The 19,999-nt window shown below is 38.6% G+C and carries 11 protein-coding genes; 1 reads left to right on the top strand and 10 read right to left on the bottom strand.

Annotated elements, in window-relative coordinates:
* Positions 1-474: 474 nt before the first annotated feature.
* A complete protein-coding gene (locus CLI64_RS17505; RefSeq protein ID WP_103138402.1) occupies positions 475-1,677 on the bottom strand; it encodes an O-antigen ligase in 1,203 nt (400 codons plus the stop codon).
* Between the two features lie 59 nt (positions 1,678-1,736).
* On the opposite strand from CLI64_RS17505, the gene CLI64_RS17500 reads away from it, so the two are divergent.
* Entirely contained in the window at positions 1,737-2,603 is an 867-nt protein-coding gene (locus tag CLI64_RS17500) for a beta-1,6-N-acetylglucosaminyltransferase (protein ID WP_103138401.1), read from the top strand.
* A 282-nt stretch (positions 2,604-2,885) separates the two neighbouring features.
* On the opposite strand, the gene CLI64_RS17495 is transcribed toward CLI64_RS17500, so the two are convergent.
* The 9 genes from CLI64_RS17495 to CLI64_RS17455 all read right to left on the bottom strand — a co-directional run bounded on the left by CLI64_RS17495 (position 2,886) and on the right by CLI64_RS17455 (position 19,865).
* A complete protein-coding gene (locus CLI64_RS17495; protein ID WP_103138400.1) occupies positions 2,886-4,139 on the bottom strand; it encodes a glycosyltransferase in 1,254 nt (417 codons plus the stop codon).
* A gap of 52 nt (positions 4,140-4,191) precedes the next feature.
* Positions 4,192-5,415, bottom strand: coding sequence for a glycosyltransferase family 2 protein (locus CLI64_RS17490; RefSeq protein ID WP_103138399.1), 1,224 nt, complete (start codon positions 5,413-5,415; stop codon positions 4,192-4,194).
* A 2-nt stretch (positions 5,416-5,417) separates the two neighbouring features.
* A complete protein-coding gene (locus CLI64_RS17485; protein WP_103138398.1) occupies positions 5,418-6,005 on the bottom strand; it encodes a serine O-acetyltransferase in 588 nt (195 codons plus the stop codon).
* A 37-nt stretch (positions 6,006-6,042) separates the two neighbouring features.
* Positions 6,043-8,238, bottom strand: coding sequence for a polysaccharide biosynthesis tyrosine autokinase (locus CLI64_RS17480; RefSeq protein ID WP_103138397.1), 2,196 nt, complete (start codon positions 8,236-8,238; stop codon positions 6,043-6,045).
* A 131-nt stretch (positions 8,239-8,369) separates the two neighbouring features.
* On the bottom strand, positions 8,370-9,254 hold the full coding sequence (locus CLI64_RS17475; protein ID WP_103138396.1) for a WecB/TagA/CpsF family glycosyltransferase: 885 nt from the start codon (positions 9,252-9,254) through the stop codon (positions 8,370-8,372).
* A 909-nt stretch (positions 9,255-10,163) separates the two neighbouring features.
* Positions 10,164-14,432, bottom strand: coding sequence for a non-ribosomal peptide synthetase (locus CLI64_RS17470; RefSeq protein WP_103138395.1), 4,269 nt, complete (start codon positions 14,430-14,432; stop codon positions 10,164-10,166).
* Positions 14,429-17,710 (bottom strand): non-ribosomal peptide synthetase, encoded by a 3,282-nt coding sequence (locus CLI64_RS17465; RefSeq protein ID WP_103138394.1) that lies wholly within the window; start codon positions 17,708-17,710, stop codon positions 14,429-14,431. Before CLI64_RS17465 ends, CLI64_RS17470 begins: the two co-directional genes overlap by 4 nt.
* Positions 17,711-17,774: 64 nt before the next feature.
* Positions 17,775-18,956 carry an acyltransferase gene (locus CLI64_RS17460; RefSeq protein WP_103138393.1) on the bottom strand — a complete coding sequence of 394 codons (1,182 nt, stop codon included), beginning with the start codon at positions 18,954-18,956 and terminating at the stop codon, positions 17,775-17,777.
* A 72-nt stretch (positions 18,957-19,028) separates the two neighbouring features.
* Entirely contained in the window at positions 19,029-19,865 is an 837-nt protein-coding gene (locus CLI64_RS17455; protein WP_103138392.1) for a TIGR04325 family methyltransferase, read from the bottom strand.
* Positions 19,866-19,999: the final 134 nt, after the last annotated feature.

The raw sequence follows: 19,999 nt of genomic DNA, 5'->3' as shown, positions 1-19,999 counted from the left end.
CTGGGGAGGCAGCCTGGAAATAATTTGAGAGAACTGACTAGACCGCATCTACTTGGAACCTATTTTACTAAATACCAGCAATATGACCTGCTGTTGATGATGGTAAGTTATATCAGGTTATACCTGGGCGATTTGAAAGATTGAGCAAACTACAATGGAGTCTATTGGAAGATATATTACCCAAGGAAGTATAAAAGCGCGCTCGCGGAATGCCTCATTCGGCATTTCGCTACGTATTTAATACATTACTGTCTATATTTAGACATCTCCAGAAATGAGGTTTTAATTTTTAATCTAGACAATTGATACAGGCTGGCGTTGGTGTGATGTTCCCACCGGAGAAATATGAGTATCAAAAGGGGCGGCGCACAGATGGCTACAACATTGGCAAAAAGACGGAACATTAGATAAATTACAAGAACCTTTATTAGCTATTGCAAAAGAAAACATTTTAAATTACTGTTGCAGTTAAAATTAATTACGATTTTTTGGTGCAATAGATAATGAGATAGCTATTGTCAAAAACAAAACCCAGTAGATATTAGCTAAACGTAGCAAATAGCTTTCTGTAATATTATTCATTGCTAGAAACATCAGAAAAGCAAGAGGCCAAATATCTTCCTGGTTTTTACTGGCATAAGCCATTTTGAGTGAGCGCATATAGGTTTTGACGAAACTAAATAGAAACAGTAAAAAACCTATAAAACCTACATCTAGCATTAAATCAATAAAACCATTATGAGCATGGGGAGGACGAAACCAAGAAGAAAGTTCTCTACCAGCAGCAAAAGCATAGGGACTCTGTGGATCCCAAAATGCTCCTCTCCCAAAACCCAGTAATGGTCTTTCTAATAATTGTGATAGTACATAATTCCATATTACTGTTCTTCCAGTTAGTGTAGGATCTTTGCCCAGACCATCTAACAGATCTACCCATTGAGTTAGGACAAATGCGCCCACACAGCCAAAAATAAGAATAGCAATGTCCACATATACAACGCTGATTTTTCCTTGCCATCTAAATTTTTTATATAGCAGCAAAATAAATATTAGTAAGAAAGAAAGTACAAGAGAAGTCTTAGAAGTAGATAGCAACATCATTACAATAGAAACACAATAACCTGCTAACTTGTATAGTTTATAAATTGGTTTTTCTACAGGTAGTGAGAAAAATAATAAAGAACTTAACACCATCATGCTGCCAAAAGTATTTTTATAGTCGTAGATGCCTTTCCATGCTCCTGGATGATCTGATCCATGTATACCAATGCTAGGAAAAGCAACAGCATATAAAATACTTAAGACAATTCCTATGCTGAATGTAACAGTAATGAATTTTACCTGTTCTTTCACGCTAAATCTTATAGAAAAATATAGCGCAAACATAGTCATTTGAAAAACTTCTCGTAAGTCTTTCAGCGTAGATACTGGGTACAGTGACCAGAGAAAAGAACAGATAATTATAATTGTCAATACAGAAAGTACAATATTTCGACGTATTGCATATACAACTTTTCTTCTTTCAATATAAATTGCTATTCCACTAATTCCCAATATTAAATATCTGATCAAAGTTATTATAGCGGCAGATGAGAAGATGGTACCTAAAGCTCCCGTGAAAAAAGTTAAACTTAAAATGACGAAATATATCTCAGATGTAGCTAAAAATTTTCTCATGATTGAATATTTAGGTGTATACTGATTTACAACTTATGTAAATATCGGGATCTAAACTTATGAAAATTGCTTACATCATTTTGGCGCATAAATTACCGCAACAATTAGTACGTTTGATTTATCGGCTTAATGATGATAGTGCTACCTTCTTTCTACACATAGATGGAAAAGTAAACGATAAAGTTTACTCTGATATTGTAAACCAAGTGCAGAATATGCCTAATGTTTATCTACTTAAAAGATATAAATGCTATTGGGGAAAAATAGATATTGTTAAGGCTACGATAGAAGGAATACGACAATTAATTAACCATAATGTCGAATTTGACTATGCAATATTGCTATCAGGACAAGACTATCCAATTAAGCCTATCACTCAGATAAAAAATTTTCTTCATGAAAGACGAGGTCATGAATTTATAGAATCATTTTCCTTAAAACAAGATAATAAATGGACTTATCAAGATGGATGTTATCAGTCATTAAACAGAGTTAAACACTGGCACTTTCATTTTCGGAGCAAACATTTCTATTTACCTATTGAACGTAAATTCATTCCTGGACTTGAACCATTTGGTGGTTCTCAGTGGTGGTGTTTATCAAAAGAATGTATTTATTATATTAACAATTTTCTCCTGAAGAACCCTGATTATATAAATTATTTCAGATATGTATTTATTCCTGATGAATTGTTTTTTCAAACAATTATCTCTAATTCACCTTTTGGTGCTATCATTTTCAATGATGATTTAAGATATGTTGATTGGGAAAATCCAAATCCTACTCCTCCAGCAGTTTTAGATAAAAGTTATTTTGAAGAACTTGTGAGTTCACCAAAATTTTTTGCCCGGAAATTTGATATGAGTAGAAATGTCGAAATACTAAACTTAATTGATCAAGCGATATTAGGAATTAGTGATAATTGATAAACTACAGTAAGAGTGTAAGCGTGACAGGAAAACCATATGCTCATCACCCCTAAGTTCATGAATAGAGATTATTACATTTAATTAATCTTATTGAGATGATATCGGACTACTAGATTTAGAAGATATATTCATATTGCCATTAGATTTTTTAAAAATAAAATATAGCACTAAAGATTACTTAATACCAATTCTCCCAAATAAAGCTACACATACATAGCAGGGGGCAATTTCCTCCTGACTTATATCTTGAAAGTTTGATAAAAATAATTAACTCCTAAGTTATGGTAAATATTGCTTAATTAAGTCACTGCGATTTTGAAATACAGTTTCTTCATCAAACTGCTGACCAGATAAGGCAGCTTGGAAAATTAATTTACTTAATTTTTCTCGATCTGAATTGATATCGATGATTAAGTCAGCTAATTTTTGCCAGTTGTTGAGTGTGACAAATGCTCCACCACCAAATTGAGATACTAAACCTTCAGAATAGGGGCTACTGTAACCAATAATAGGACAACCAGAGACTAAAGACTCAACTAGGCACCGGGGCGATTCTGGTGTTTTATGACAAAACAGGAAGATATGATTGCTTTTCATGGTTGTCAAAATTTGGTGGCGATCGCTAACAAATCCCGCTAAATGGACTTTTTCGGTAATCCCTAATTCATTGACAAGTGACTTCATGTCAGCCAGCAGAGGCCCATCTCCTAACCAAGTGGCTTTTAAGTTTACTCCGGCCTCACAAAGAAGATGTACAACTCGTAGCCAGTCCAATGGACCCTTCATTTCTGCGGCTCGTCCTACATAGCATATACGTAATGGTTCGCCGTTGGATAGGGGCTTAATTTTCAGATCAAGACTAGCAGCATCAATTTGATCTGACTTTTTAGTGTGAATGTCATAAACGCAATGAGAATTTTTACAGAAGGGTGAATAAGCTGAATAACAATCCTGTCCTTGGAATAATCCTAGCTGGCTGCGACGGATGAGATATCTTTGATAGGGCTTGTGCAATGGGAGAGTCAAAAAATCCTTGATTAGACGTTTGAGGGGAGCTTTTTTTAATGACTCTTTTTTCCACAAAGTCCTGCTAATGACTTCGTATTCTACCCGATCTGCCCAGACTGCATAGGGACGTTGGAGTTTAATTGCTTCTAAACAGGCGATCGCCCCCCAATCTCCGATGACACCACTTAGGGCAAAACAAAGATACTGGGACTTTTGGATTTTCTCACTTAATAGCTGACTAGTTGCTTTGTAGGTTTTAATGAAATCGGGAATCTTATAAGCATAAGGTAGTGGAACTAACTCCAACTTATCAGCACAGGGTAAATCAGCGATCGCTTGCCAAGTTAGAGATGTTTCACTAGTAGCAAAGACTTGTTCAGGGATGACTGGACAAGCCATAACCACATGATCAAAATTTTCCGCCCATCGTATGAGTCCTTCGCATGTTTGATCATCAAAGCCCAAACGACCCTCTACCATCCGAAATGGAACGGGCATCACTAGTAAAATTCCCTGTTTTTTCATAAAATTACTGATGTAAAAATCAATTTTATTTTTGCTAGTTTTGGTAGAAAAATTAAGACTGGGAAATGTTAGTTGAGTCTCTTTCTGTCCGAATCCATGAATTTTGGGGTTTAACTAAAAACTTCAGATAGAGAGGAATCTTCCCAAGAATGTAAAGCGGTATGGCTAAAAGCTGTAGCAGAGGTAAATCAGTCCGCCCAAATTTCATCCAAGCTATCAGTATTCCACTTAACAACAATAAACTGGCTAGGGCTAAAATGGCCACTGGCATCCAGATATTTGTCAGTAACCCCAGACCAAAAGTTACTGTTACTAGCATTAACCAGATCAACATCAATAAAGACAAAGGAGGGACACATAAGTCTAAACCACTAAGTAATAAATCCAACCTGGCCTGCTTGATTGATTCCCCAATCAGTTTCGGTACATAAGTGAGCAAAGTCTTTAAATGACCGTGTTCCCAACGGGTTCTTTGACTTTTAACTGCTTGTGTTTTCTTAGGTAACAACGCAGTTACATTAGCTTCTGAGCAAAATACTGGTGCGTAACCAGCAATAGCTAAGTCAAGACCAAGTTTCATATCTTCAACAATGTAACCACTGGCTAAATCAACTGATTTAATCACAGACCAAGGAAAAGCCATACCTGTTCCAGTTAATAAGCAGGGAATACCCAATTTAGCTAACCCGCGCAAACGTACTAGATTTTTTAACTTGAAGGCAAAGACGGAGACAGATTCTTTAGGGCTAGCGTCGCAGGATTTCTCCATTAAGTAAGTCGCCTGTACAGGTCTATTTGTGGCGATCGCATACTGTACCAACTTATCTATTGCCCCTGGTTCAACTTTACAGTCAGCATCGCAAAACACTACTATATCTGGTGGTTCTGACTCTATCAATCTCAAACCATAGTCTAAAGCGTAGCCTTTGCCTCTGCAGATGGGATCTTCACGCTCAATAACTTTAGCACCAATTTCACGGGCAATTGCGGCTGTTTTATCACTGCAATTATCTGCAACTACAACTAGTTGGTGTTGATTCGTTAACTGTGATTTTATTTCTAAGAGTGTGGAACTAATTACTTGCTCTTCATTGTGGGCGGGAATCAAAACTGCCACCTTTTTAGGCTGCCCATCATTCACGTGTTTAGGGATATCAGAAGGGAGAAGAGCCGCAAAACATTCTAAAAACAAGATTAAACTTAAGGTGAAGAACCCGAATGCACCAATCAGTAAGACAGCGTAGGTAAACAAATTTATGACTTGGTTAATATTCATATTTAGTTGGGAATAATTTCGGCATCTTTGGCATTTTTAACTATTTTTGCTGGTATACCCACTGCTGTAGCTCCGGCTGGAATATCTGTCAACACTACAGCATTAGCACCAATATTTGCACCATCTCCCACCGTTACATTGCCAAAAATTTTCGCTCCTGCACCAACATTTACCCTTTTACCCAACTGTGGAGCATCAAAAAGCCGGTCAAGGTAACGGTTCCCTAAAGTCACTCCTTGACGAATGATACTGTCATCACCTATTGAACAGTAACCATGAATGACGATCGCACTTTGATGTTCAATCACTACACGGCGACCAAGTTTGACTGTGTAAGGTAATTCAATACCGTAGGTATTACGTACTTTACGATATAGCATTCCATAAAGAATACTAAAAGGAGCGCGTAGTATCTTGGATGGAATACCCATTCTCCAAACTCCAAACCGATGCACTGCCACTGCTCTAAAGCCAGGTTTAGTCCAGTCTCTTCCGTGGGCTACCCAATCCTCTTGAATCTGCTGCCAAAGATTTAACTGCCCCTGTTGTGTTTTTTGTATATCTCCTTCTAGCTCTAGTGATGTACTCATAAATGTGGTTTTTGATTTTTGTTAATATTGAAAATGTTTAAAGTTCCGCTTTTATACTTGTATCCGTAGAATCTTGCTTAGTCATGCTCTTTTCCGAAGAGGGATTTTGATAATAGAAGTAGTTAGGCTCTTGTGTGATATCAACTGCATTAGCCACAATACCCAAAACATTCACTTCCGAACGTGAGAGTAAGGACTTGGCAGCATTAACACTTGTTACATCGACAATACCAATTCTTGATACGACGAGAACTCCATCCGCCAGTTTGCTCAATACAGCTGCATCAGCATTACCAAGTAATGGTGGAGTATCAAACACTATGTAATCATATTTTTTAGACAAATTATCAATGAGGCTCTTCATGGCTTCGGAATCTATCAAAGCCAGAGGATTAGGGGGAGTCACTCCACTGGTGAGGACAGATAAACTGGGTGTAACTGCTTGTACTGTAGCTGAGAAATCATTCTGCTCGACTACAACATTACTTAAACCAGCGGAGTTAATTAAATTCCACAGGTGATGTTGAGATGGGCGACGCATATCTGCATCAATTAATAACACTCGTCGTCCTGTCTGCGCGATCACTGCTGCTAAATTGGCTGCGATTTCTGATTTTCCTTCGCCAGCAATGGAACTTGTAACTGCGATCGTCCGAATTTTTTTATCTAAACTAATGAATTTCAAATTAGCCTGAAGCATACCGAATGATTCGTGAATCATAGAGCGTGGAGTTGTTTCTACAATTACGCGTCTTGCGGGTTCAGCTAAGGCAGAATCTTCTAATTGAGTTGTATTGAAATTATTGCTAAACTTAGGAATTAAACCTAATAAGGTGTAGCCAAAAAGCTCTTCTGCTTCCTTGGCTGTTTTCAGCCTTCTATCAATCACATCTAATAGGAATGCCACCGCAATTCCCACTAATAATCCCCCAAATACTGATACCATGAGGGTAAGTCCCTTCTTTTTACTAGCTTTGGGACTACTATCAACTTCGGCATATTCTAAAATACGTGCATTACCTATAGTTTGACTTTCGACTATCTTTATTTCTTGATATTTCGTCAAAAGATTTTCATAATTTTTCTGAGCAATTAACATTTTTTGCTCTAATTCACCATGAGTTTTTTCTAGATCAGGAATTGCTCCTAATCTTTGTTCGTAAGCTGATTTTAGATTAGATAAAGATGTTATTCTTTTCTCTAATCCTAAGCGTTGTGATTGTAACTTACCTAACTCTAAAGATAAATCTCTTTTAATTTCGCCTATTTGTAATCTGGCAGTTTCAATCTGAATCGGATATCCTAAATACTCAGTAATCCTTTGTTTTAACAGAGAATTTAAAGCTTTTTCTTGATTTTTTAGATTAATAACAATGGGGTTGGCATCCGTGTATCTGGTTTGTTGGATTTTTAACTGAGTTTGAATTTTCTGAAGTTCGATGAAAGCATCTTGCACACCAGCAGCTTGACTCAGAGACGAAATATCCACAGCTTGATCTGCTGGCAAATTTATTTGGTTAAGTATTTGTTTTTCTCTAGTAATAGTCTCTGCTAGTTGGGCGCGAGCATTGTTGATCTCACTGTCAATGGTAATTGCATTTTTTACTAGTCCACTGCTTTCTTCTTCGAGATTAACAATCTTATTTTGAGTTTTAAACTGCAATAGAGCTTTTTGTGCTTCTTCTAATTCTGTCTTTGCCCCTGGTAATTGTTTAGCGATAAAATCCCCTGCAGCCATCACTTCTGATCTATTAGTCAGAATGTTATTGGCAATATAAGATTTCATTACCTGATTGACTATCGCTTTTGCTAGATAGGGATCTTCAGATACATACCCAACTTTTAGTCCATCTGTACCTGGAATTGCTTCAACTTGGATGTCAACCGATTCTATCTTCAGTCGTTCGCCTTTTTTATCTTTGAGATTGAGAGTATTCACTACCTCTTCTAGAATTGGCTTTGACCTCACTAACAAAGCTTGTGTGTCTAGAGGATTAGATCCTATGGATTCTAAATCCCCTATTTTTCCGCCAATTCCAGTTAGGGATGAAGTTCTGTTCATTTGAAACAGCAACTTACCAGTCGCTTCATAGCTTTTGGGTTGCTTAAGGGCAAGTGTTCCACCCAATGTAGCAAAAAGCACAAATACTCCTGCAATCACCAACCAGCGACGTTTCAGAACTAGTAGATACTTTTGAATGTCTATGTCTTCAGCAGAGTTTTGTGTCTCCATAGTATTTACGTGATTTTATGTGGACATTTAATCACCATAATACAACATCTACCTCTGTAGTAAGTCTTATGCAATACCAGTCTTATCAGTAACAAGGCATAATGATCACATTGTCCTTACAATTGCAAGTATTAACTCCTGACTTGTGTTTGCTCTTGGACAGCCGACTCTGTTTCGGAAGTCATAGCTAGAGAGGCTTCTCTCATCCCAAATGCTTGTGAAAATTTTAAATCATCCCAGTTAGTTATGTGCATTTGTTGCTCAGATACCCAAGGGTTCTGATAAATATGCAGCTTTTGTTTTAATATCAGCAAGAAAAAGGGTATAACATCGAAGAAATATCTTTTCCACAGCCGTTTGGGTTCACTGGCAAGTCGATAAAGCCATTCCAATCCAACTTCGCTCATCCATTTTGGCGATCGCTTGACTGTCCCTGCTTCAAAATTAATAGTTGCACCGATCGCTAAAAAAACTGTGATATTTTTGAGTTGTTCTTTATATTTGCTAATCCACATTTCTTGTTTAGGCGCACCTACGCCAACTGCTAGAACTGTCGCTGTTGATGAATTAATCATCTTGACAATTTCTTGGCATTCTTCTTCATTTTTCTCAAATCCGAAAGATGGTGAATATGCTCCTACCACTATCTCTCTTCCAACTTTAGCGTTGATTCTTCTTTGTGCTTTTTTTACTATCTCAGTTTCAGAACCCAACAAAAATATTTTGATGGTTTCATCATTCTTATAATAGTTATAGAAGGCTGGCAATAAATCTGAACCTGAGATTTTTTCTTTAATGGGTGTATTTAGAAACTGAGAAGCATACATTAATATTTTACTATCACATACTATGTAGTCTGCTTCTTGATATACAGAATAAAAATCTGGTTGTTTTTGTAAGCGTGTAATGTGGTTAACATTAGGAGTAAAAACAACACCACCATGTTTCAATTTCTGTAACAACTCCACCATAGTGAGGTTGTCAATAGTCACGTTCAGCACCTTAGTCTGTTGCATAAATACTGTAGAGATTGCTAATTATTGGTTCACACTCATTTACTGCCTAGCCGAATTTTTGCACACTTATATAAATAATTAACAATAGGAATATATCATCACATACATTATTATTAATGGCACATTACAAAAATCAAATCTCATAATTGAGATAGTGGCTGATATTCCTCACTTGTTTATACTGATAATAATTTTATATGATATTCAGTATTTTCCCTAAAATTTTACCACCTTCACAAAAGAAATCTTCTTTTACTTTGCCTGAAATTGACCTACTTTAATAAAACTTTATAAATTCCGCAAGTAAGTCTTTAAATTGACTTGATGATTTCACTCTCAAGTATTTATACTAATTCGTAATTCGCAATAGACTTATCTCCGAGACGCTCCGCGTAGCCTGCTTCCCCGAAGGGGTACGTCCCGCTTCTCTCCGAGACGCTACGCATAGCTTGCTTCCACGTTCGCGGTAGCATTGCGTAGCAAAGTGGTACGCTAACGCAATGAACTAAGTCCCGCTACGAAGATCGCAATTCAGAAGGTCAGATATCATCTGGGTTTCAAGCTTTGCATCTGTTGCCTAATTTTGGAGAATTGGTATTAGTTTACATATAAATTACATTTATGAATTTTTTATATTTAGTTCACCAAATAAATACAGGGAAATTTTATTTACCCTAAGAAATTTGGATTTGAATCATTCTTGGGATTGTTTACCAGTAAGATAAACATCGAATTGACAATAGTTGTTTAAATAAAAAATCTGTTCCATCATTATGTAATTATCTGACGTAACACTACGATGGAAGGTGTTGAGGGGAAATATTAAGTAAGTTTTAAGTTTGAGTAAAATTTACTTATAGAGAATCCTATTTTATTCCAAAAAACAGGATTCCAAATTTTCCATCAAGTTCAAGAAGCTAAAACAGCATCTTCTGGCAAAGGAGATAATGGAGGCATTTTGTTTCTGTTTTGTTGTTGCGATCGCTCCAAACACAATTGTAATTGTTCAGCCAGCAACTTCACGTAAGAATCTTCCATCAGGCCTGTGTGGGTAGCTCCCATAACTTGATAAATATCTACCCCATCAGTAGCTATTTGATCCCAACGCAATTCCGCATTTTTTTCTAACTGCGCTAAGTCTTGAATTGCTCTAAAAAGAGTAACTTTCCCAGAATATGCGGTGGCGAAGTAGCTTTTGTAAGCTTTATAGTTGGCGGCTGCTACATTAAAAATGTAAAACTCTGGGAGAGATCGCTTAATATAGCGCAAATATAAACGATATAAAATACTCGCTTTCCCAGCTCTCAAATGCCAAGATATCTTTTCCCGCAGATTACTTAAGTAATCTTGCAGTTCCCAAAGTCGGAAATTAAGTAAATTGGTTCTGTACCGAGTAGATTGAACATTTGTCATCTGTGCCTGGGATTGTGCGATTGCGGGCGCACCCGTATCAAAAATAGCTAGCAATCTCACTTCTTGGCCTTGAGCTTGCAGTTGTTGGGCAATTTCCAAAGCCAGAGTTCCACCCCAAGAAAAACCACCTAGATAGTATGGGCCTTGTGGTTGCACCCTCTGCATTTCTTGAATGTAACTAGCTGCCATTTCTGGAATTGAACTTAGGGGCGTTTGCTTACCATCTAGTCCTTGAGACTGTAACCCGTAGAATGGTTGGTCGGGACTGAGATAACTTGCTAACCCTCGGTAGAAGAGGATGTTGCCCCAAATAGCATTCACACAGAAGAAAGGTGGCTTACTAGAACTGCCAGGTTTAATGATCACCAAGTGTTCCCACTCTTGAGCAGATTCATCTTGGCGAATCATCGCCGCTAATTCTGCAATTGTCGGTCTTTGCAATAGCGTTGATAGAGGAAAGTTGACCCCAAAATTCTGCTCAATTTCAGTAAATAGACGTACCGCTAGGATGGAGTTACCTCCCAAATCAAAGAAGTTGTCATTGATCCCAAAACCTTGAATACCTAAAAGCTTTGCCCAAATTGTTGTCAGGAGCAGTTCTGTTTCATTATGGGGAGCAACAAAATTTCCTTCTAACTGTTGTTTTACAAAGTTGGGTTCTGGTAAAGCGCGGTAATTGATTTGACCATTAGCAGTGAGGGGCAGAGATTTTAGACAAACAAAATCAGAGGGAATAAACTCATCTGCCAGTTTTTGGGATAGGAAAGAGCGTAAGTCACTAGTTTGGGGTTGCTGTTCTTGATGAGAGACGATGTAAGCGACTAAGTGTTGCTCCCCAGGAATCTGCTCATTAGTGATGACAACCGCTTGAGTTACATCGGAATGTTCACCAATTAAAGACTCTATCTGTGTCAAGTCGATGCCAACACCACGTATTTTAACTTGACGATCTGTGCGTCCCAAATACTCAAGGTTGCCATCTGCCAAATAGCGGCCTAAGTCCCCAGTTTGATATAAACGTGCCTGGGGATCATCACTAAAGGGGTGGGGAATAAATTTTTGCGATGTCAAGTCAGATTGTTGATAGTAACCTGGAACGACACCGACACCACTGATGTAAATTTCCCCAGGAGAGCCAATCGGTACAGGTTGCAAAAGTTGATCGAGAATGTAAATTTGGGTGTTGGCTATCGGTTTACCAATGGGAATTTCTTTGTGATTAGATGTTTGTGGATTGTAAACTGTGGCGGTGAAGGTTGTTTCTTTGACACCATAGGCGTGGAGCCAGCGTATTTTTGTCCCCACACGTTCAACCCAAGTTTGATAAGCTGTGGGTGAGACTTTTTCCCCACCCACCATGACTAAGCGTAAGCTATCAGGTAAAACTGCTGGAGATGTGGCAAGATGATCAACTAGTTGATGCCAGAAATAAGTGGATAGGTTGAGGACTGTGATCTGTTGTTGGCTAATGAATGAGCAGAACTGAGTGATTGAGTTTGGCAAAGATGGAGGCTGAAGCACAGCACCTGTCCCACTGAACCAGCAGGAAAATAGTGATTCATCTATGGCAGAGGATACCAGAACGCGATCGCCTTGACTCAATTCCCAGGTTTGACTAATGGCTAAACTATGATTGACTAGGTTACGGTGGCTGATGCTGATCCCGTGGGGTCTAGCGGTAGCGGTGGGTGGATAGGTGATACAAGCTAAGTGATCAGGTGTGACTGGAGTGACTGGATTTTGCTGATTGTGTACGGCAATTGCTGACCAATCAGTATCTAAGCACATTATCTTAGTTCCACACTCAGACAGTTGCTCAATTAATGAGCTGGTAGTGAGTAATAGGGAGATTTGGGCATCTTGACAGATGAAAGCTGTGTCTGGTGATGTGGGTGTGATGGGTACGTATGTTCCACCTGCTTTACAGATACCCAATAATCCCACAATCATTTCTAGGGATGGCTCTACATATAAACCAACGGATACTCCTGTACTTACCCCTAGAGTCTGCAAATAATGGGCTAGTTGATTAGCTCGCTGATTGAGTTGTTGATAAGTTAATTGCCCATGTTGTGCGATCGCCGCTATACGATCGGGAGTACATTCGGCTTGAACCTCAAATAATTGATGGATGGCAATATCCTTGATATCAGCCGTTTTGGTGTGATTCCAATCGACTAAAAGTTGATGTTGTTCGGCTTTAGTTAACAGGGGCAATTCTAAAATGGGGCAGTCTGGATTAGCTACAATACCTTCGAGCAAACTTTGGAAGTGTCCTAACATCCGCTCTATGGTACTCACCTCAAACATATCTGCATTGTAATCAAATACCATGCCCAGACCATTATCCTGTTCTCGTAAAACTAAGATCAGATCGTATTTGGTCTTGCCATGATAGATGTATCCAAACAGAGAAGTCATGTTTAAATCTGGCAGTTGCACCGATGCCATGCCACGACCATTCGACCAAGGTGGATTCAGAGAAAATTTCACCTGAAACAGAGATGAACTATTACGGTTGCGCTGCTCTGGTTTGAGTTCTTCAATTAATCTCTCAAACGGTAAGTCTTGATGAGCATAAGCCTCTAGGCAATCCTTACGCACCCTGTCTAACAATTCTCGAAAAGTTGGGTTTCCTGCCAAGTTACTCCGCAGAACCAAAGTATTAGAAAAAAATCCAATCAGCCTCTCGGTTTCTACTTGTCCTCGACCTACACTAGCAAAACTAATGAGTAGGTCTTCCTGTCCAGAATATCGGTAGAGTAATAGCTCAAACACTGTCAGCAGAGTCATGAAAAGGGTTACTCCCCACTTTTGACTCAAGTCTGTCAGGGCATAATTTAATGTTTTTGGTAGCAACCGGGCCGCGCGATCGCCACGATAAGTTTGCACATTCGAGGGACGGGGGTGATCATAAGGCAGTTGAATAATCGGTAAACTACCTGCTAATTTCTGCTGCCAATAGTGGACTTGAGACTGCAAAACTTCGCCTTGCAGCCATTGATGTTGCCAATGGGCAAAGTCAGCATACTGCACTGGTAAAGGTGGTAAAGGAGAGGTTTTTCCCTCAGCCAAGGCTTTGTAGATGGTAGTAAAGTCTTGATAGAACACATCAGAGGAGGCTCCATCACAAACTATGGCGTGCATATTCCAGACGAGTAGATGCTCTTGCTCACGTAACCGCAGCAGTAAGACCCGCAAAATTGGACCGTTGGCGAGATCAAATGGTCGATGAGCTTCATCAGTTGCCAAGCGGAAAGCTTCAGCCTCCCGTTGTTCCTCTGGCACTTGCCGTAGATCAACTATGGGCAACGTCAAGGAAACCTCACTGGTAACAACTGCGACTGGCTTGCCATCAACTGCGGGAAAAGTTGTCCGCAGAACTTCATGGCGGCGAACGACTTCTTTTAGGCTTGCCTCTAGGATAGTAACGTTGAGATTGCCTGTAAAACGCACTACCACCGGCATATTATTCGAGGAACTATCAGGTTCAAACTGATGTAAAAACCATAACCTTTGTTGACCAAAAGAAAGCAGCAGGTTGCCATTCCGTTCACAGGGGACAATTGGGGGAATATTGGCGGTGGCCACTGTGGTAATCTGCCGTAAAAAATTGATAATTTCAGATTTTTGAGCTTTTAACTCCGCCAGTAATTCTGGTGTGAGGCTGTCTTTTGCTGCTCGGTAGCGTAAGCGATCTCCTTCTAACCACAGTTTTACATCCCGTTGACGTAGCTCAGATAATAGTTGCTCCAAAGTTTTCATAGCTCACCTTCCTCGTAATCATCTGCTGTTTCACTCTCGGCGGATTGAACACTCTGGGCTGCCCAACGCAGGGTCTCTACACGTTCCGCCAAATCGGCCACAGTTGGTAATTCAAATAAATTAGACATCAAGATTTCTACTTGCAAGGCTTGGCGCATTCGAGAAACTACTTGAATTCCTATTAGGGAATATCCCCCCAGTTCAAAAAAGTTGTCGTAAATTCCCACCTGCTTAATATTCATCACCTGTGACCAGATATCGGCAATCTGTTGCTCAGTTGGAGTGCGTGGGGCTACATAATTTGCCTCTAGTTCTGGGCGATAAGAATCAGGTTTTGGTAGGACTCGACGATCAACTTTGCCGTTGGCATTTAACGGCATGGTTTCTAGTGCCATAAAAATCTTTGGCACCATATACTCAGGAAGTTTTTGTTTTAAGAATTGGCGTAACTCTGAAACAATTGACAGATTATCTGCACTAGATGCTGCCACAAAGTAATTGACCAAAAGTTTTTCACCGGGAGTATCTTCTCGAACAATGACGACCGCTTCTTTGATTGCTGGATGTTGCAAAAGTGCAGTTTCAATTTCACCCAATTCTATACGGAAACCGCTCACTTTTACTTGATTATCAATGCGTCCGAGATATTCAATCTCTCCATTCGGTAAATAGCGTCCTAAGTCTCCACTTTTATATAAACGTGCTTGAGGATCTGGGCTAAAGGGGTTAGGGATGAATCGCTCGGCTGTGAGATCAGGACGATGGAAATATTCTCGTGCTAAACCATCGCCACCAATATACAATTCACCTGTGATGCCAATGGGAACAACTTGCAGTTGGGAGTCTAATATATAAACTTGCGTATTAGCGATCGGGCGACCGATAGGGATAGAAGCCCCAGACTTAAGTGGTGCTGTGATCTCATAACAGCAGGTAAAGGTTGTGTTTTCTGTTGGCCCGTAACCATTAATTAATTTACAGTTTTCTACTGTACTGAGGAATTTTTGGACGTGGGAAACTGATAAAACATCACCACCTGCCAATAATTGACGCAACGGTTTTAAGGCATCAATTTTTTCATCAACTATCACATGGAATAATCCCGCAGTTAACCATAGGGTTGTCACCTGGTATTGCTGAATGACTTGCCCTAATTCATCTAGAGACGGTGTGTGAGGCGGAAAAATTACTAGTTTTCCACCATTGAGTAAACAACCCCAAATTTCAAAAGTTGAAGCATCGAAGGAGATAGGACTGATTTGCAAAAATACTTCTTGATTGGTGAGGCTGACATAGTTAGTATCTTTGACTAATCTAACGACACCTTGATGAATTACACTAACACCTTTGGGTTGCCCTGTAGAGCCAGATGTGTACATTATGTAAGCCAAGTTGTCAGGCTTAACAATATTAGTTAGATTCTCTGGTTTTATTTGGCTAATACTATCCCAATCAGTATCTAAATAAATGACATTTGCAGTGTGTGTTGGTAGTTTTTCAGCTAGTTGTTTTTGGGTTAATAATAATTTAATCTGGGTGTCTGCAAGCATGAACTCCAAGCGTTCTTGCGGATACGCCGGATCTAGAGGTACGTAAGCCCCACCTGCTTTTAGAATACCTAAAAGACCTACTACCATTTCTAAAGACCGCTCTATGCAGATACCTACTAGCTCATCTGCACCGATGCCTAAGTTTTGTAGATGTTGGGCTAACTGATTCGCTCTAGAGTTTAACTCCCGATAGGTGAGTTCCTGTTCTTGGAATACTAATGCTACTGCATCAGGTGTGCGTGCTACCTGTTCCTCAAATAACTGATGAATACATTTATCTTGAGGATAGGCTGTTTGTGTCTGATTCCATGTTGTTAATAGCTGTTGCTCAACTGCTGGCAAAATGGGCAATTTAGCAATAATTTGATTGGGATTTGCAACTATCCCCAACAACAACGTTTCAAACTCTGCCATACGACGGCGGATAGTATCAGCATCGAATAAGTTGGTGTTGTACTGACACTCCAAGGTCAACTGACCACGTAATTCCGTTGCGTTGATAAATAATTCAAAGTTCTCGAAGGAGCGCGGGTTAGAGAAAAATTCTACTTCTAGTCCCACAAAGGGCAATTTATCAGTGTCTAAGCCTTGATCAATATTAAAGGTGATTGGTACTAAAGGTATACGACTAGAATCTCTGGGCAGTGATAGTTTTTTGACGAGACTGCCAAAGGTAAATTGTTGATGATCGTAGCCATCTAAGACGGTTGAGCGTCTGCTTTGTAGGTAGTCACTAAAAGCTTTGGTGCTATCTATCTGAGTCCGCAAAGGTAGTAAATTTACACAGTGACCTACCAAATTATACTGTCCTGAAGCAGCTTGACCCGCAGCAGGAATACCAACAACTAGGTCATTTTGTCCGGTGAGGCGATGTAGCCAGACCTCAAATCCTGCCAGGATTGTGGTCATAAAGCTACAACCGAATTTTGTCCCAAGTTGTTTGAGGTTGCTAACTAGTTCTGAGTTGAGTTGCCAATCTTCACGGGCTGAGTTAAAGCTTCTTAAGGGTGGACGTTGACGATCTGTGGGAAAATCTACTACAGGTACGGAGTTGGCAAACTGATCTAACCAATATTGTTCTGTGGCGATCGCTTCTGGAGTTTGCTGTTCTTCTTCCTGTAAAATCGCGTATTCACTAAATACATTTGGGGCTTCTAAATCTGGAGTCCTACCTTCTACCTTGGCAGAATATATCTCACCTAGTTCCGGTGTTAAAACTCCCCAAGACCAACCATCACAAATAATATGATGAGCAGTTAAAGTGACTAGATGCTCCTCTGGCTGCAATTTGATAATTTTTACCCGAAATAGCGGGCCATGTTCTAAATCGAAGGATGTTTCTACTTCTGCTTTGATTAAGCTTTTTAATTGTGCTTCCTTTTTTTGCAACTCTAGTGCAGAAATATCAATGACAGGAATATCAATCACCAATGAAGCCACTATGCAGAGTGTACTACCATCGGTACTGAAGGTTGTCCGTAGAGCTTCATGACGCTGGACTAACTGCTGTAAAGCAAATTGTAACGCTTCTAAATTTAAATTTCCTTTTAAGCGCAGAGACTGCGACTCATTATATGCACAATTAGCAGCGTCTCCCATCTGCACAGAAGCCCAAATTTCTTTTTGAGATTCAGTTGCGGGGGCGGTTAGTAATAATTCCCCTTCTGCAAAGGGGTCAAAATCAACAGCAGTTAGTCCAGATTTATTCTCTACAGATGATAAGGTCATAGAATAAGTATTTGGTTAATTGTATTAGGGTTGTTAAATTTTTACTTGAATAGATAGATTATATTTATTTATCCACCAAATGATGATGAAGATATCGTTTGGTTAATAACTTTTCTTTTAAATATTTACGCATGGGAATCTCTACAAAGCTATATGTTAGTGATGCAGATGCTAAAACAATTAAAATAAATAGACACAAACACATCCAAGATTCATATTCATTAAGATTTGTACCAAGATACACATGAAATTTATAGTCCCAAAAAGTACGAAACAATTCTTGAATAAACCAATGAGTCATATAAATTGAATAAGATATTGCTCCTAGATATGCCATTAATGGCAGACTCAATATTTTTGTGATCAAACCATTCCTATTATGAGATAAATACAAAATTAATAAGGAAAAACTAGGTAAAACAAGCCAATCGTGGACACTGCGAACAACTCTCGAATCACCCCAGTTATTGTGCATAATTAATAGTATCCAAATTATTGAAATTACACCTATTAAATTCATTTCAAAATACTTTTTATACGTACATTGAAGATAAAATTTATAGGTAGTAATACCCATGATACATTCTAAACCACATCTAGCAATAGAAGGAATACCAATAATATTATCTAGATTGCCAGCTGCAATGATAATTACTGGCAGCATAGTAATCAGAGAAGTAATATAAATTTTTAAATCAAACTTACGTCTCTTTTTTAGTAGCAAAGACAAAAGAAATGGAAATATAGAATAAATTAGAAACTCTACACTAATTGACCAAGCTGGTTCATTCCAATAAGTGTCACATTTAAACCAAGGTGGACAACTAAAATCAAATGCCTGCAACATAAAAATGTTGGCTAATAGAGCAGTTAAGTTAAATTTACCAGTAAAAACTGAAGCATTTTGTAATAAGTGTTTGACTACTTCTAACCCAATGAACAGCACAATCATAAATATGTGCAGAGGATAAATTCTGGCGAATCTTGATATTAGATATGAGCTATATTTATGTAAATTCACTCCAGATCCAAAATTACTAAAATAAACGTGAGTCATAATAAACCCACTCAAGATAAAGAAGAAATCAACCCACAAATAACTATTATAGAAAAATGCAGTGTGGGCTGATATTATAGCACCAGTTTTAGGGATACCGTAGTAGGAGAAATGGAGAATAGCAACTGACAATGCGGCAATACCTCGCATAGAAGTTAGAGGTTTAATGTGTTTTACATCAGTAGTCATCTAGGCTATCTCTCAATTTATGTACAATATGTGTTCTAATTCAAATAGTGATGATAAACAACATCTTGCTGACTATCCCTTTAACTTGAAATAAAAACCTTCGTAGTTACGCACAAATCGTTCAGGATGAAAGGGAATAGAACAGGAACGCTCTAATTTCCAATTATCGATTAATTCATAGCCAAGTGCTGAAAGTGATTCGACAAATTCGGATCTATTTTGGATTTTATAAGGACAAAAAGCGTAACCAATATTTTGCAATGTGATAAAGTTTTCTCCGTCATAAAATGGCACTTGATTAATTAAAATATGTCGGGGTTTAGTCTGTAATTCCCCAATCATATCCGCCAATGATGGTTCTATATATTGCAGAGTACCGCAGGTGATCAATATTTCTGTATTCTCAGCGTGAGCAAATTCTGTAGTAAAAGATAAACCTGGATTATGACCTTGGCTTGCTAATTCTCTTCCTACCTTCACGACCTCTGGAATTTCACACACTAACCAGTTTAAACCCATAGGATATTGCACAAACTTTTTGTATGTGTAGTAGCCGTGTCCTACATTACCGCCAAGGTCAAAAACAGTAGAACTTTGAGTAAACGCAGATGCCAACCAAACAAGAATCGGATAATCTTGAGGATTAAACTGACCTGGCTCCCAAGCAGTTGTCATCTTCGCAGCTTTTGTCAGATTTTTACTAATTTCTGGTTGGTTATATCCCGATTTAGCACCTTTTGGAGTTGTCTTTAAAGCGTCATCAAAGGAAGCATAAACACCCCGACACGCAGTAGTAGTACGGTAGAAACTCCAGTAATAGCGAAATAAATCTGAAATAATGGGAATTTGTTTGATCAAATTCTTAAAATTTAGAGATTTTTTATTAAATTCGACTTTTGCTACTGTCATATCAATAGATTGAATTGATGTTGATCCGTTAACTTATGAAGACAAAGAATTGCTGTTGAAAATTGCTAGTAAAAACATAATTCTGGTATAGCGTTCATCATTTTAGTAATGTAATTTAATTCTTTATATGATGT

The sequence above is a fragment of the Nostoc sp. CENA543 genome (assembly GCF_002896875.1).
In the GTDB taxonomy this organism is placed as follows: domain Bacteria; phylum Cyanobacteriota; class Cyanobacteriia; order Cyanobacteriales; family Nostocaceae; genus Trichormus.
The sequence above is the reverse complement of the archived record's forward strand: the minus strand, read 5'-3'. Positions and strand labels throughout refer to the sequence as shown.